Source organism: Streptomyces sp. NPDC001530 (assembly GCF_042894545.1).
GTDB lineage: Bacteria > Actinomycetota > Actinomycetes > Streptomycetales > Streptomycetaceae > Streptomyces.
In genome coordinates, this window is sequence record NZ_JBIAVS010000006.1 from 224,026 (window position 1) to 239,126 (window position 15,101).

The window sequence follows — 15,101 nt, forward strand, 5'->3', positions numbered from 1 at the left end:
CCGGAATCGATCCCGTCGCGATCGGCATCGGAGCCGGCATCGGAGCCCAGCTCGGAGCCGAGCTGGGCATCGACCCCGACGACCTGCCCGACGGGCTCGTCGTCGCCGACGAGCACGGCCAGGTGATCTGCTTCAACGCCGCCGCCGCCCGCATCACCGCCGTACCCGCCTCGGAGGCCCTCGGCCGGCGGCTCGAACGGGCCCTGCCGTTAGAGGATCTCGAAGGCCGCCGCTGGTGGCAGCTGACCGACCCGTACGGCGGGCTCGCGATCCGCGTCGGACAGCCCGAGCGCAATCTGCTGCTGCCGGGCGGCAGGGAAGTCCTGGTGTCGGTGCGGTACGTGCGCACGCACCCCACCGGCCCCATCCACCGGCTCGTCGTCTCCCTGCGTGACACCGAGGCCCGTCGCCGCACCGAACGCAGCCACGCCGAGCTGATCGCCACGGTCGCCCATGAACTGCGCTCGCCGCTCACCTCCGTCAAGGGCTTCACGGCCACCCTGCTGGCGAAGTGGGAACGCTTCACCGACGACCAGAAGAAACTCATGCTCGAGACCGTCGACGCCGACGCGAACCGCGTCACGCGGCTCATCGCCGAGCTGCTCGACATCTCCCGCATCGACTCCGGGCGCCTCGAAGTGCGCCGGCAGCCTGTCGACATAGGCGCGGCCGTCGGTCGGCACATCCAGGCGTATGTCGCCTCGGGCCAGCCTGCCGACCGCTTCCTGCTCCGTATCGAACAGCCGCTCCCTGCCCTGTGGGCCGACCCCGACAAGATCGACCAGGTGCTCAGCAACCTGCTCGAAAATGCCGTGCGCCACGGCGAGGGAACCGTCACCATTGACGTCACGCCCTCGGCGTCCCCGCGCGAGCGGGGGGACGACGAAAACGCTGCGAACGCTGCCACGTCGGTCACCGTGAGCGACGAGGGCACCGGCATCCCGGAGGAATCCATGAACCGCGTCTTCACCCGCTTCTGGCGGGGCAGCAAGCGCGGCGGCACGGGCCTCGGGCTCTACATCGTCAAGGGCATCGTCGAGGCCCACGGCGGCACCATCACGGTCGGCCGCGCCCCTGGCGGCGGCGCCGAGTTCCGATTTACGTTGCCCGTGGGCACCCCGGCGTATCTCCTGTAACGCCGAAGCGGCCCCCACGGGCGCACTCATACAGCGGCCACGCCTTGGACTGCGCGTCCAAGGCTGCCTCGCACCCCGTTAGACTCGGCCTTTGGCACCTTTGCGTCCTCATCTGTGGACGATTCGTCTCCGAGTCGTAGACGGGGACCATCCGCCAGCCAACCGGAAGCACGGGAAGAGATGTCGGCACCGAATAAGTCGTACGACCCTGTAGAGGTCGAGGCCTTGAAACCGGAAGAGATCGAGCGCATGCGGGACGAGGCGCTCGCCGCCTTCGCGGCCGCCGGTGACCTCGACGCGCTCCAGGAGGCCAAGGTCGCCCACACCGGCGGTACCTCGCCGCTGGCCCTCGCCAACCGCGAGATCGGCGCCCTGCCCCCGCACGCCAAGGCCGAGGCCGGCAAGCGCGTGGGCCAGGCCCGCGGCGCCGTGAACAAGGCCCTCGTCGCCCGCCAGGCCGAGCTGGAGGCCGAGCGGGACGCCCGGGTGCTGGTCGAGGAGGCGGTGGACGTCACGCTGCCGTACGACCGCGTACCGGCCGGCGCCCGCCACCCGCTGACCACGATGATGGAGCGGGTCGCCGACGTCTTCGTGTCCATGGGATACGAGGTCGCCGAGGGCCCCGAGGTCGAGGCGGAGTGGTTCAACTTCGACGCCCTGAACTTCGGCCCGGACCACCCGGCCCGGCAGATGCAGGACACCTTCTTCGTCGAGGGGCCCAAGGGCGACCACGGCGAGTCCGGTGTCGTGCTGCGCACCCACACCTCGCCGGTGCAGGCCCGCGCCATGCTGGACCGTGAGCCGCCCGTCTACATCGTGTGCCCCGGCCGCGTGTACCGCACGGACGAGCTGGACGCCACGCACACCCCGGTCTTCCACCAGATCGAGCTGCTGGCCGTCGACGAGGGCCTGACCATGGCGGACCTGAAGGGCACCCTGGACCACATGGTCCAGTCGCTCTTCGGCTCGGACATGAAGACCCGGCTGCGTCCGAACTACTTCCCCTTCACCGAGCCGTCCGCCGAGATGGACATGCTCTGCTACGTCTGCAAGGGCGAGTCCGTCGGCAACCCCGACCGCCCCTGCCGGACCTGCTCCTCCGAGGGCTGGATCGAGCTGGGCGGCTGCGGCATGGTCAACCCGCGCGTCCTTGTCGCCTGCGGCGTGGACCCGGAGAAGTACAGCGGATTCGCCTTCGGGTTCGGCATCGAGCGGATGCTGATGTTCCGCCACAACGTCGAAGACATGCGAGACATGGTCGAGGGTGACGTCCGGTTCACCCGGCCGTTCGGGATGGAGATCTGATGCGGGTCCCGCTTTCTTGGCTGCGGGAGTACGTCGACCTGCCGGCGACGGAGACCGGGCGCGACGTCCAGGCCAAGCTCATTTCGGCGGGCCTCGAGGTCGAGACCGTCGAGCACCTCGGCGCCGACCTCAAGGGCCCCCTGGTCGTCGGCCAGGTGCTGACCATCGAGGAGCTGGAGGGCTTCAAGAAGCCCATCCGGTTCTGCACCGTCGACGTCGGCACCGCCAACGGAACCGGTGAGCCCCAGGAGATCGTCTGCGGCGCCCGCAACTTCGCCGTCGGCGACAAGGTCGTCGTGGTGCTGCCGGGCGCCGTCCTGCCCGGCAACTTCGCGATCGCCGCGCGTAAGACGTACGGCAAGACCTCGCACGGCATGATCTGCTCCGGCGAGGAGCTGGGCATGGGCGACGACGGCTCGCACGGCATCATCGTGCTGCCGCCCGAGCACGAGGTCGGCACCGATGCGATCGAGCTGCTCCAGCTCGTCGACGAGGTCCTCGACATCGCGGTCACCCCCGACCGCGGCTACTGCCTCTCGCTGCGCGGCATCGCCCGCGAGGCGGCCATCGCGTACGGCCTGCCGCTGCGCGACCCGGCGCTGCTCGACGTACCGGCGCCGAACGCGTTCGGCTACCCGGTGCAGGTCTCCGAGCCGCTCGGCTGCGACCGCTTCACCGCGCGCACGGTGTCGGGCCTCGACCCCGACACCCACTCCCCGATCTGGCTCAAGCGCCGCCTGCAGAAGGCGGGCATGCGCCCGATCTCGCTCGCGGTCGACATCACCAACTACGTGATGCTGGAGCTCGGCCAGCCGCTGCACGCGTACGACCGCTCCCGCGTCCAGGGTGCGATCGGCGTGCGCCGGGCCGAGCCGGGCGAGAAGCTCACCACCCTCGACGGCGTCACGCGCACGCTGGACGGCGAGGACCTGGTGATCACCGACGACCGCGGGCCCATCGGCCTCGCGGGCGTCATGGGCGGCGCCCACACCGAGATCGACGACACCGAGGGCACCACGACCGAGGTCGTCATCGAGGCCGCGCACTTCGACGCGATCTCCATCGCGCGCACGGCCCGCCGGCACAAGCTGGCCTCCGAGGCGTCCAAGCGCTTCGAGCGCGGCGTCGACCCGCAGGCCGCCTCCGCCGCGGCCCAGCGCACGGTCGACCTGCTGGTCCTCCTCGCGGGCGGCACCGCCGACGCCGGGGTCACCGAGGTCATCGCCCCGTCCGCGCCGCACACCATCACCATCCCGGCGAACCACCCGGACAAGGTGGCCGGTGTCGACTACGGCCGCGAGACCGTCGTACGCCGTCTCCAGCAGGTCGGCTGCGACGTCTACGGGCAGGACGAGCTGATCGTCACCGTGCCGTCCTGGCGGCCCGACCTGACGGACCCGAACGACCTGGCCGAAGAGGTTATCCGGCTCGAGGGCTACGAGAACCTGCCCTCCACGCTGCCGAAGCCCCCGGCGGGCCTCGGCCTCACCGACCGGCAGCGGCTGCAGCGCCGGATCGGCCGCGCGCTGGCCGGCGCCGGCTACGTCGAGGCGCTGAACTACCCGTTCATCGGCGAGCACGTCTTCGACCAGCTGGGCCTGGCCGCCGACGACCCGAAGCGCAAGGTCGTCAAGCTGGTCAACCCGCTCTCCGACGAGGAGCCCGCGCTCCGTACGACGCTGCTGCCGGGCCTGCTCCACGCCCTGCGCCGCAACAACGGACGCGGCAGCCACGACCTGGCGCTCTTCGAGACGGGCCTGGTCTTCCACCCGCAGGACCAGCTGCGCGTCGCGGGCCGGCTGCCCGTCGACCGCCGTCCCACCGACGAGGAGATCGCGTCGCTCACCGTCGCGCTCCCCGTGCAGCCCCGGCACGCCGCCGTCGTCCTCGCGGGCGCCCGCGAGCAGGCCGGCTGGTGGGGCAAGGGCCGGCCGGGCGACTGGGCCGACGCGATCGAGGCCGCGCGCATCCTGGCCCGCGAGGCGGGGACCGAGCTCCTCGTCCGCTCCGGCCAGTACGGGCCGTGGCACCCGGGCCGCTGCGCCGAGCTGGCGGTTCGCGTGGGTGGCGCGGAGCAGGTCATCGGGTACGCCGGTGAGCTGCACCCCGGTGTCCTGAAGACGCTGGGGCTGCCCGCGCGCACCTGCGCGATGGAGCTGGACCTGGACGTGCTGGAGCAGGCCAGCGCGGGCGTTCCCAAGGGCCCGAAGGTCTCGACCTTCCCGGTCGCCACGCAGGACGTCGCGCTGGTCGTCGACAAGTTCGTCCCGCACACGGACGTCGAGGCCGCGCTGCGCGACGGCGCGGGTGAGCTCCTGGAGTCCATCCGGCTGTTCGACGTCTACGAGAACGCCGAGCAGCTGGGCGACGGCCGGAAGTCGCTGGCGTACGCGCTGCGGTTCCGTGCCGCCGACCGCACCCTGACCGTCGACGAGGCCTCCGCGGCCCGCGACGCGGCGGTGGCCCTCGCGGGCGAGCGGACGGGAGCGGAGCTGCGGAGCTAGCTCCGCAGGGAGTACCGGGGAACTGCGGGTCTTTTGCCGGCTGCGGGTGGTCCGTGGCTGGGCGCGCAGTTCCCCGCGCCCTTGTCGGGGCGCCCCCAGCGAGGCCCTTTGCCGCGGTCTACCTGCATAAATGCAGGTGTCTGGAGGCGCCTCACTCATTCGGGTGAGAAGTCCGGGCGATCTGGCCCGATCGGGGCATGCGGTCGACAGAATCGGACCGGCCTCTTGGAGGTCGTCTGCGCTGTCAGGGCCTATTGGGGGGCCAATCGGCATGATCCGTATCAAGGCTGGGGATCCCTGCAGGGCGACGCCCCGGAGGCACTCGCGGGTGCTGGCCTGGGCGGGCCTAGGGGCGCGAGGCCGGGGCGACCGGCTGCGGGCCGGGTTCACTCGGGCGGTGCGCAGGGGAAGACCTCGGCCGATCCGGCGACGTGACCGGCGCGTCGCCCTCGACCGACCGCTGCGGCGGGCCGCGCGCAGCCCGTTGCGCCGCGCGCTCAGCGTGGGGCTGCCCACCGCCTGGGGCGCGCTGGCGATCACGTACAAGATGACCTGCCCGCTCGCGCAGCAGAACGGGCTGGGCGCCCGGATCGTCACCAGCGCCGTCTTCTTCGTGGTCGGTACGGGCCTGATCCTCCATGTCAGAAGGGCCCTGCTGCGCGAGCTCCGGCAGATCCGCAAGGTCGCGGGCGCCGCCCAGAACGTGCTGCTACGGCCGCTGCCCCCGCGCATCGACGGGCTGAACATCGCGGCGGCCCAGCTCTCCGCGGACCGTGGCGCGAGCGTCGGCGGTGACCTGTACGAGGCGATCGCCACCGAGCACGGCGTACGGATCGTCATGGGCGACGTCCGCGGGCACGGCCTCGGCGCCATCGCAACCGCCGCCGCCGTTCTCGGCAGCTTCCGCGAGGCCGTGCACGACGAGCCCGAACTCGGCTGCGTACTGAGGAGACTCGAGCGCGCGCTGACCAGACATCTGCGCGAGCGGGCCCGGGCCGAGCACCCCTCGGCCGGGCTCGATCCCGACAGTCCGGTGGCCGAGGAGTTCGTCACCGTGCTGCTGCTGGAGATCCGCCGCGACGGCGAGGTGTACGCCCTCAACTGCGGGCACCCGTGGCCGTATCTGCTCAGCGGCAGCCGGGTCGAACCGCTCGTACGGGCCGACCCGCTGCCCCCGCTGGGGCCGTTCCCGCTCCCGGCCGAGCTGGTGCCCACCGACTGCGGCCAACTTCTGCCCGGCGATGCGCTGTTCCTGCACACGGACGGAGCCGAGGACGCGCGTGACGCCCGAGGCTGCTTCTTCCCCCTGTCTGCGGCTCTCGCCGAGGCGGTGCGTGAGAACCCGGTTGCCGTACCGCAGGCGATCCTGCGATTCGTCTTCGCTGAGCTGCTGCGCCACGCAGGAGGCAGACCGGCCGACGACATCGCATTGCTGGTCCTGCGCAATGACCGCTGGGCCAGGGGCACCCCGGTAGGGGCGCGGGGCAGCGACGTAAGCGGCTCCGCCGCGCGGGCGCGACCAGCCACGACGAACCCGCAGCCGACAAATCACCTGTAACCCCCGGCGCTTGGCCGCTCGGCACCACCTGCGGAGCGCCGGCGCTGCCGTCCGCCCCGCCACGGAGTGTCGGGCAGGCAGCTGGGCGGACGGCGCGGAATCGGGCCGCCGCACTGTACGAGGGGGAGCCGGCGGCCCGGCCGGCCTCTTGCGAGGCATTTCAGTCAACCGGCCAGAAACGCTCTGCGACAGCGCGCGTACTGCCCGGATACGGGCACTCGTTTCACACCCCGTGTGAAACGGGACGCACTAGTCTGACGGCAACGAGCCACCCGGGGGGCCTCCATGCAGCCCAACACTCTGCTCGACGCGATTCTCGACGAGGCCGGCATCTCGCACGCGGGACTCGCCGCCCACGTCAATCAGGCGGGGAGAGCGCGCGGTCTCGCGCTCAGGTACGAACACACCGCCGTGGCACGGTGGTTGAAGGGTCAGCGGCCGCGGGGCCAGGTGCCCGACCTGATCTGCGAGGTGCTCGCCGGACGACTGCACCGGCCCGTGACGCTCGACGACATCGGCCTCGGCGTGCCCGGCGAGCCCTCCACCCCGCACGGCACCTCGCTCTCCGGGTTCGTCGAGCGTGCCACCGCCCTGTGGCGCTCCGACGAACAGCAACGCCCGCACATCCTCGGCGCCCCGGCCGTCACCGGAACGCCCGCCGTGATGCCGGTGTGGGAGTGGGAGAACCCGCCCGAGGACGTGGACGTCTCGCGCGGCGGACGGCACCGCGTCAGCATGGCCGACATCGAGATGCTGCGCGCGGCCCGCGCCCACTACGAGCAGATGTACCGCAAGGCCGGCGGTATCGCGACCCGCACCCGGATCGTCGGCTTCCTCAACTCGGAGACGGCGCCCCTGCTGCGCGGCAGCTACACCGACGCGACCGGCCGCCAACTCCACCGCGCGACCGGCGGCTTGGTCGCCATCGCGGGCATCTGCGCCTACGACTCCGACGCGCACGGACTCGCCCAGCGCTACTTCCACCAGGCGCTGCGGCTCGCGAAGGCCAGCGGGGACCGGGGACTTGGCGCTTACGTCATAGCCCTCCTTGTCAACCAGTCCCTGTTCATGCGGGAGTACCGGCAGGCCGTCGCCTTCGCGGAGGCCGCGCTGCGCGCCGCGGGGCGCCACATCACTCCGGCACTCGCCTCCGACCTCTACGCGATGCAGGCCAAGGCGTACGCGCACCTCGGCGACGGCAGTAGCGCGCTGTCCTGCATACGGCGTGCCGAGCAGGCCGCCGAGCGCATCCGGCGCGGTTACGAGCCCGACGAGACCGGCTATGTCCAGCCGGGCCTGGTCAACGTACAGGTGGCGGAGGCGCTGCTCAGCCTCGGTGACCTGGTGGCGGCGGGGGAGCACGCCATAGCGGCCGTCGACAACCCGGCTCACGACCGGGGACGGGTGCACCGGCTCGCGATGCTCAGCCAGATCGAACTGCGTCAGGGCAACGCCGACAAGGCGGTGGCGACCGCCGTCCAGATGGCCGAGCAGGCGCGGGGGATGGAGTCCCAGCGGCTGCGTGACAGACTTCGTGTGGTACGCGAACATCTGGTGCGCAGCGGCTGCGCGGGTACGGCCGAGGCCGCCGAACTCATCGACGGGGCACTGCGCGTACCGCTCTAGGACAGTGCGCCGGTACCGCGCCGGGAAAGTGCTCCTGAACACCGCGTACCGCTCAAGAACACCGTGCCTGCCGCTGCCGCTGCACCGTGCCCCGACCGCTGTGAGCCTGCTGTGAGGACACTCCTGCTGCGATATTGCCATCTACTCGGCGGAAGGTGGCAGAACCGTGCAGTGGACGAAACAGAACGAACAAACTGTGTACGCAAACCGCTGGTTCAGCGTCAATCTCGCAGATGTGGAGCTGCCGGACGGTCGGCACCTCGATCACTTTTTGATACGGCTGCGGCCGGTGGCCGTGGCCACTGTGGTGAATGAGGCCAATGAAGTGCTGCTCCTGTGGCGGCACCGCTTCATCACCGACAGCTGGGGGTGGGAACTCGCGGCGGGCGTCGTCGAGGACGGTGAGGACATCGCCGTCGCGGCGGCCCGCGAACTGGAGGAGGAGACCGGCTGGCGGCCGGGGCCCCTGCGGCATCTGATGAGCGTCGAGCCCTCCAACGGGCTCACCGACGCCCGGCACCACATCTTCTGGGCCGACGAGGGCGCGTACATCGGACACCCCGTGGACGACTTCGAGTCGGACCGCCGGGAATGGGTTCCCTTAAAACTCGTTCCCGACATGGTCGCCCGCGGCGAGGTCCCGGCCGCCAACATGGCTGCCGCACTGCTCCTTCTGCACCATCTCAGGCTCGGGCAGGACGCCTTGCCCTGATCCATCCCCCCCACGGCGTCCAGGGGCCTAGTGGCCCAGAGCCTGCCAGACCGCCACGGCCAGCGCGCCCACGGCCGCGACGGCCGCGAGGGTGGGCAGTGGCCAGCGGGTGTGCTCGAGGGCGACGACCCGTGCGCTCAGGTCGTCGAGATCCTTGGCGGTCTGATCGTCGCGCTGAGTGAGCAGCGCCAGCCCTCCCTCGATGCGGGTGAGCCCCACTTCGAGGGACCGGCGTAACTCTGCGAGTTCCCCTGGGACCACGGGATGCTCGGGGTCGGCGGTCACGAGTCCGCTCCTTTCCGTAGTCGTCACATCCCTTACATGCGCACGGAAAGTCAACTCGCCTGGTGGACACGTGGGGAGCGTGTGCGAGGGGCATATGCGAGCCCGGCGCGCACACGGTGTGTGAATGGCGCGGGCCCGGCACCGAAAAGGGTGCCGGGCCCGCGCAAGCCCTAAGGCTACGGTCCGTAATCAGCCGTAGGTGTAGAAGCCCGAGCCCGACTTCCGGCCCAGGCGTCCCGCGTCCACCATGCGCTGCAGCAGCGGGGGAGCGGCGTACAGCGGCTCCTTGTACTCCTCGTACATCGAGTACGCGACCGAGGCCACCGTGTCGAGGCCGATCAGGTCGGACAGCTTGAGCGGGCCCATCGGGTGGGCGCAGCCCAGCTCCATGCCGTTGTCGATGTCCTCGCGGCTGGCGATGCCCGACTCGAACATCCGGATCGCCGACAGGAGATACGGGATCAGCAGCGCGTTGACCACGAAGCCCGAGCGGTCCTGGGCGCGGATCGCGTGCTTGCCGAGCGCCTTCTCGGCGAACAACTGGGCGCGGCTGAGGGTGCCCTCGGAGGTGGTCAGCGCCGGGATCAGCTCGACGAGCTGCTGCACCGGGGCCGGGTTGAAGAAGTGGATGCCGATGACCTGGTCGGGGCGCGAGGTGGCGACCGCGAGCTTCACCAGCGGGATCGAGGAGGTGTTGGAGGCGAGGATCGCGTCCTGCCGGGTCACCACCTGGTCGAGTACCTGGAAGATCTCGGTCTTCACCTGCTCGTTCTCGACGACGGCCTCGATCACCAGGTCGCGGTCCGCGAACTCGCCGAGGTCCGTGGTGAAGCTGAGCCGGTCCTGGGTCGCCTTGAGCTCGTCCTCGGAGATCTTCCCGCGCTCGGCCGCCTTGGACAGGGAGGTGAAGAGCCGGGTACGGCCTATCTCCAGGGCTTCGCCGGTGGTCTCGGCGACCTTGACGTCCAGACCCGCGCGGGCGCACACCTCGGCAATGCCCGCACCCATCTGGCCGCAGCCCACGACTCCGACGCGTTCGATGTCGGTCACATCGTCCCCTTCGCTGATCTACACGGGCGGCAGGTCCTCCGTTGTTCGGTGCCTGCTCCGAATGTGCACGTTACTCCGAAGTATCGATGATCGATCGTCCGGGTCCGGCATGCTGGGGCGCGGAGACGGTCCGTGACGAAGTGGATCCGATGCGTAAGGGGTACGGGATGGGGCGACTGTCACGTCGGGCGTTCGCGGTGGCCGCGCTGGCGACGCTGTCGGGGTTCGGGACGGCGGGGGATGCCGCGGCCTCCCCGGGCCGGGCGCGGAAGGCGGAGGCCGGGCAACTGCGGGGCATGTGGCTGGCGACCGTCTCCCACCGCGACTGGCCGTCGAGCCCGAAGCTGACCGCCGATCAGCAGCGCGCCGAACTCCTCGACCATCTCGACACCGCGGTACGGCTGCGCCTCAACACCGTGATCCTCCAGGTGCGCCCCACTGCCGACGCGCTGTGGCCCTCGCCGTACGAGCCGTGGTCGCAGTGGCTGACCGGCGTGCAGGGCAAGGACCCCGGCTGGGATCCGCTGGGCACCGCCGTGACGGAGGCCCATGCGCGCGGCCTGGCACTCCACGCCTGGTTCAACCCGTACCGGATCGCGAATCACACCGACCGGACGAAGCTGGTGGCGACCCACCCGGCCCGCAGACACCCCGACTGGGTCGTGCCGTACGGCGGGAAGCTGTACTACAACCCGGGGCTGCCGCAGGTCCGGGCATTCGTGCAGGACGCGATGCTCGACGCGGTGCGCATGTACGAGATCGATGCCGTGCACTGGGACGACTACTTCTATCCGTATCCGGTCGCCGGCCAGGAATTCGACGACGACGCGACCTATGCCGCCCACGGCGCGGGCTTTCCGGACAAGGCCGCCTGGCGGCGCCACAACATCGACTGCCTGGTCCAGGAGATGGCGGCCCGCATCAAGGAGATCCGGCCCACGGCCCGCTTCGGGATCAGCCCCTTCGGGGTATGGCGCAACGCCGCCACCGACCCACGCGGCTCGGCGACCACAGCCCACACGCAGACGTACGACGATCTGCACGCCGACACCAGGCAATGGGTCCGGCAGGGCTGGATCGACTACATCTGCCCACAGCTGTACTGGAACATCGGCTTCGCCGCCGCCGACTACGCCCAGCTGCTGCCCTGGTGGGCGAGGGTCGCCGAGGGCACGGGCGTGCGGCTGTACGTCGGGGAGGCGCTGTACAAGGCGGGCGATCCGGCGCAGCCCACCGCCTGGCAGGACCCCGCCGAACTCTCCCGGCACCTCACCTTCGCCCGCGACCATCCGCAGGTGGGCGGGCATGTCTTCTTCTCGGCAACGGAGGTCGCCGTCGACCGGATCGGTGCGCTGGCACAGGTCGTGGCCGACCACTACCAGCAGTCGGCGAAACCTCCGCGCTGAGTTACTGCATCGTGTCGTGAGTGGTCTTCTTGTGGCGGATTTCGGAGTCGGGGCCCGGTGAGCACACTGCCTCGTGCCCGTCCTCGAAACGCACGCGGTAAGGGGGAGTGCCTTCGGCTCCCATTACCTCGGTGATCTCCGCGACCTTGTCGTGCTGTCCGACAACCCTGCCGTGCTGCACAAGCTGGTCGCCCACGGTTGCACGCATGTGAACGGTCTCCTCGTCATGTGCGTCGTCATGTGCGGGAGTAGCGGTCCGTGGCCGCAAGTCTACGGCTGGTGGCGCCGGTTGGCCCGGCCCGTGCGTGCCGGTCAGCCCCGCGCCCGTTGGGTGAGCGCGATGCAGACCAGAACGGCGGCGGCCGTCAGGGGTGCGGCCGGTGTGAGCTGCTCGCCAAGGAGCAGTACCGACCACACCAGTGTGAGCAGCGGCTGCGCCAGCTGCAACTGGCTGGCCTTCGGAATTCCGATCGACGCCATTCCGCGATACCAGACGACCAGGCCGAGGAACTGCGACACGGCCGACACCCACAGCAGTCCGGTCACGCTGTGCGCGCTCAGATGGACGGGCTCCTGCGACAGCGCGACCAGCGCGCCCGGCAGCGACAGCGGCAGACACAGCACCAGCGCCCAGCCGATGACCTGCCAGCCCGGCATGACGCGGGCGAGCCGGCCGCCCTCGGTGTAGCCGGCCGCGCAGATCAGCAGCGCGCCGAAGAGATACGCGTCCGCGCCGCTCAGGGCGCCGCCGCTCTGCTGCACGGTGAACGCGATCACCGCGGCCGCGCCCGCGAGCGCCGCCAGCCAGAACATCCGCGAGGGCCGTGCCCCGGTGCGCAGCGCCGAGAACAGCGCGGTCGTCAGCGGCAGCAGTCCCACGACCACGGCCGCGTGGGCGGTGGTCGACGTCTGCAGCGCGAGGGTCGTCAGAAGCGGGAAGCCGAGCACGACGCCAGCGGCGACGACGGCGAGCCCCGCCCAGTGCCGGCGGCCCGGTACCGGAACGCGCAGCGCCAGCAGGCAGCCGCCCGCGATGACCGCCGCCAGGACGCTGCGCACGGCCACCAGGGACCAGGGGCCGAAGCCCTCCAGGCCCCAGGCGGTGGAGGGGAAGGTCAGCGAGAAGGCGGTCACGCCGAGGGCGGCCTGGAGGGTGCCGGAGCGGCGGGCTGTCGCGGCGGTCCGGGCGGTGCCGTGCGTGGTGCCCGCGGTGGACCGGGTGGTGTCGTGGGCGGTGCCCCCGGCGGTGACGACCGCTATCGAGGTCTCGGCAGTAGCGCTATCCTGTGCTCTCATGCAGGAGCGTAGCAGTGTCGGGGATCTGGCGAATCAGCTGCGGCGGGAGTTGGACCGCTACTCACCCGGTGGAAAGCTGCCGTCGAGCCGAGCGCTCGTCGAGCGGTTTCGGGTGAGCCCGGTGACCGTGTCGCGGGCGCTGGCGCAGCTCGCCGCCGAGGGCCTTGTGGTCACCCGGCCCGGGGCGGGCGCGTTCCGGGCGCAGCCGCGCACCAGTCCCTCGCCCGCCGGGGACACCTCCTGGCAGGAGGTCGCGCTCAGCGCGGACGCCGCCACCGAACTCGTACCGCGCACCGTCGACGCGTCCGGCGTCCTCGTCTCGCTCGCCGCCCCGCCACCCGGGGTCATCGAGTTCAACGGCGGCTATCTGCACCCGTCGCTCCAGCCGGAGCGGGCGATGGGCGCGGCCATGTCCCGGGCGGGGCGCCGTCCCGGGGCCTGGTCCCGGCCGCCCATGGAGGGGCTCGCGGAGCTGCGCGAGTGGTTCGCGCGGGGGATCGGCGGGGCGATCACGGCGGCCGAGGTGCTCATCGCGGCGGGCGGCCAGTCCGCGCTGACGACCGCGCTGCGCGCGCTCGCGCCGCCGGGCGCGCCGGTCCTGGTCGAATCCCCGACCTACCCCGGCATGCTGGCGATCGCCCGAGCGGCGGGCCTCCGCCCCGTCCCCGTCCCCGTGGACCCCGACGGCGTGAAACCCGAACTCCTCGCCGACGCCTTCAAGGCGACGGGCGCGCGGGTCTTCGTCTGCCAGCCGCTGTTCCAGAACCCGACCGGTGCCGTGCTCGCGCCCGAGCGGCGGGGCGAGGTGCTCCGCATCGCGCGCGACGCCGGCGCGTTCGTCGTCGAGGACGATTTCGTACGCCGTCTCGTGCACGAGGACGCGGGCCCGCTGCCGCGACCGCTGGCCGCCGAGGATCCCGACGGAGTCGTCGTGCACGTCGGTTCCCTGACCAAGGTGACCTCGCCGAGCTTCCGGGTGAGCGCCCTGGCCGCGCGCGGTCCGGTACTCGAGCGGCTGCGCGCCATCCAGGTCGTCGACACCTTCTTCGTGCCGCGCCCGCTCCAGGAGGCCGCGCTCGAACTCGTCGGATCGCCCGCCTGGCCCCGTCATCTGCGCGCCGTGGCCGCCGAGTTGAAGGCCCGTCGGGACACGATGACCGCCGCGCTCCGGCTGAACCTCCCCGAACTCGTCCTGCCCCACATCCCGTTCGGCGGCTACCACCTCTGGCTGCGCCTGCCCGACGGCACGGACGAGGCCGCCCTGGTCACCGACGCCCTCCGCGCGGGCGTCGCCGTCACCCCCGGCCGCCCCTACTTCTGCGCCGAACCCCCGGCTGCCCACCTCCGGTTGAGCTTCGCGGCGGTGGCGGGGACGCAGGAGATCACGGAGGGGGTACGAAGGCTGCGAGCGGCGCGGGCTGAGACTCGTCAGGCCGGGCCGGCATCATCCAGCCCGTCCGGCGTTTGAGGACGAGGCCGTTCAGGCCGATACGGGGGTCTGGGGGCGGAGCCCCCAGGTATGGGACGGGTAGGGGCGGCGGGGGCGAAAAACACTCCAGTGAACCCCCGTGTACCCTGCGTAACCCCCCTTGACCTGCGGAGTCCCGCACTCCACGATCTCCGCATGCATCTTCGGGTCACGTTCATCGCCGCCGCACGCAGCTCCTCGCTGCTCGCGGAACGCTTCGAGGACGACCGGCCGCTGGACCAGGCCGGCTGGGACGAAGTGCAGCGAGCCGCCCCCGAGCTGGCGCCGCTGGCGGCGGCCGAGCTGCGCTACTGCTCGCCGACGCCCCGCAGCCGGGCCACCGGCGACGCTCTGGGCTACGGCCCGCTCGTCCAGCTCGCCCTGCGCGACTGCGACATGGGCCGCTGGCGCGGCTTCACGCTGGGCGAGGCGATGGCCCGCGAACCCGAGGCCGTCGACGCCTGGCTCGCCGACCCGCGTTCCGCCCCGCACGGCGGTGAGTCCCTGCTGGCGTTCATCTCCCGTGTCGGCGGCTGGCTGGACACCCGCCCCGCCGATGACGGCAGCCGTATCGTCGCCGTCGCCGAACCCTCGGTGGTGCGGGCCGCGCTCGTCTACGCGCTCAAGGCCCAGCCGTCGACGTACTGGAACATCGATGTACGGCCGCTGTCGACGGTCACTCTGAGCGGCAACAACCGCCGCTGGAACCTGCGACTCGAAGCCACGGCGCAGCGCGTGTAGGACGCGCGAACCAG

The 15,101-nt window shown here is 71.4% G+C and carries 13 protein-coding genes; 9 read left to right on the top strand and 4 right to left on the bottom strand.

From position 1 onward, the window contains the following. Positions 1–5 precede the first annotated feature (5 nt). From ACFY0T_RS13875 to ACFY0T_RS13900, 6 genes are all read left to right on the top strand, one after another. A complete protein-coding gene (locus ACFY0T_RS13875; RefSeq protein ID WP_388869390.1) occupies positions 6–1,136 on the top strand; it encodes an ATP-binding protein in 1,131 nt (376 codons plus the stop codon). 180 nt (positions 1,137–1,316) lie between these two features. Continuing rightward, positions 1,317–2,441, top strand: coding sequence for a phenylalanine--tRNA ligase subunit alpha (gene pheS, locus ACFY0T_RS13880; RefSeq protein ID WP_388868769.1), 1,125 nt, complete (start codon positions 1,317–1,319; stop codon positions 2,439–2,441). Continuing rightward, positions 2,441–4,945: a phenylalanine--tRNA ligase subunit beta gene (pheT, locus tag ACFY0T_RS13885; protein WP_388868771.1), complete on the top strand. Its 2,505-nt coding sequence runs from the start codon at positions 2,441–2,443 to the stop codon at positions 4,943–4,945. Before pheS ends, pheT begins: the two co-directional genes overlap by 1 nt. Positions 4,946–5,342: 397 nt before the next feature. After that, positions 5,343–6,503 carry a PP2C family protein-serine/threonine phosphatase gene (locus ACFY0T_RS13890; RefSeq protein WP_388868774.1) on the top strand — a complete coding sequence of 387 codons (1,161 nt, stop codon included), beginning with the start codon at positions 5,343–5,345 and terminating at the stop codon, positions 6,501–6,503. 285 nt (positions 6,504–6,788) lie between these two features. After that, positions 6,789–8,129: a transcriptional regulator gene (locus ACFY0T_RS13895; protein WP_388868777.1), complete on the top strand. Its 1,341-nt coding sequence runs from the start codon at positions 6,789–6,791 to the stop codon at positions 8,127–8,129. A gap of 166 nt (positions 8,130–8,295) precedes the next feature. Further along, complete coding sequence (locus ACFY0T_RS13900) at positions 8,296–8,841, top strand: NUDIX hydrolase (RefSeq protein WP_095933127.1); 546 nt, start codon at positions 8,296–8,298, stop codon at positions 8,839–8,841. A 27-nt stretch (positions 8,842–8,868) separates the two neighbouring features. Here ACFY0T_RS13900 and ACFY0T_RS13905 read toward each other — a convergent pair whose 3' ends face one another. Together ACFY0T_RS13905 and ACFY0T_RS13910 are read right to left on the bottom strand one after the other, a co-directional pair. Continuing rightward, the gene (locus ACFY0T_RS13905; RefSeq protein WP_388868781.1) at positions 8,869–9,126 is read right to left on the bottom strand and encodes a hypothetical protein; all 258 of its coding nucleotides are present in this window, start codon (positions 9,124–9,126) and stop codon (positions 8,869–8,871) included. A gap of 189 nt (positions 9,127–9,315) precedes the next feature. Then, positions 9,316–10,176 (bottom strand): 3-hydroxybutyryl-CoA dehydrogenase, encoded by an 861-nt coding sequence (locus ACFY0T_RS13910; protein ID WP_388868784.1) that lies wholly within the window; start codon positions 10,174–10,176, stop codon positions 9,316–9,318. A gap of 167 nt (positions 10,177–10,343) precedes the next feature. Here ACFY0T_RS13910 and ACFY0T_RS13915 point away from each other — a divergent pair, with 167 nt between their 5' ends. Then, positions 10,344–11,582 carry a glycoside hydrolase family 10 protein gene (locus ACFY0T_RS13915; protein ID WP_388868787.1) on the top strand — a complete coding sequence of 413 codons (1,239 nt, stop codon included), beginning with the start codon at positions 10,344–10,346 and terminating at the stop codon, positions 11,580–11,582. 1 nt (position 11,583) lies between these two features. On the opposite strand, the gene ACFY0T_RS13920 is transcribed toward ACFY0T_RS13915, so the two are convergent. Further along, on the bottom strand, positions 11,584–11,790 hold the full coding sequence (locus tag ACFY0T_RS13920) for a DUF1918 domain-containing protein (protein ID WP_388868790.1): 207 nt from the start codon (positions 11,788–11,790) through the stop codon (positions 11,584–11,586). A 104-nt stretch (positions 11,791–11,894) separates the two neighbouring features. Further along, positions 11,895–12,878 carry a DMT family transporter gene (locus ACFY0T_RS13925; RefSeq protein WP_388868793.1) on the bottom strand — a complete coding sequence of 328 codons (984 nt, stop codon included), beginning with the start codon at positions 12,876–12,878 and terminating at the stop codon, positions 11,895–11,897. Between ACFY0T_RS13925 and ACFY0T_RS13930 the strand changes: the two genes are divergently transcribed. Together ACFY0T_RS13930 and ACFY0T_RS13935 are read left to right on the top strand one after the other, a co-directional pair. After that, positions 12,877–14,346, top strand: coding sequence for a PLP-dependent aminotransferase family protein (locus tag ACFY0T_RS13930; protein ID WP_388868795.1), 1,470 nt, complete (start codon positions 12,877–12,879; stop codon positions 14,344–14,346). The genes ACFY0T_RS13925 and ACFY0T_RS13930 overlap by 2 nt on opposite strands. A 156-nt stretch (positions 14,347–14,502) precedes the next feature. Further along, positions 14,503–15,087 carry a histidine phosphatase family protein gene (locus ACFY0T_RS13935; protein ID WP_388868798.1) on the top strand — a complete coding sequence of 195 codons (585 nt, stop codon included), beginning with the start codon at positions 14,503–14,505 and terminating at the stop codon, positions 15,085–15,087. The last annotated feature ends 14 nt before the right edge of the window (positions 15,088–15,101 follow it).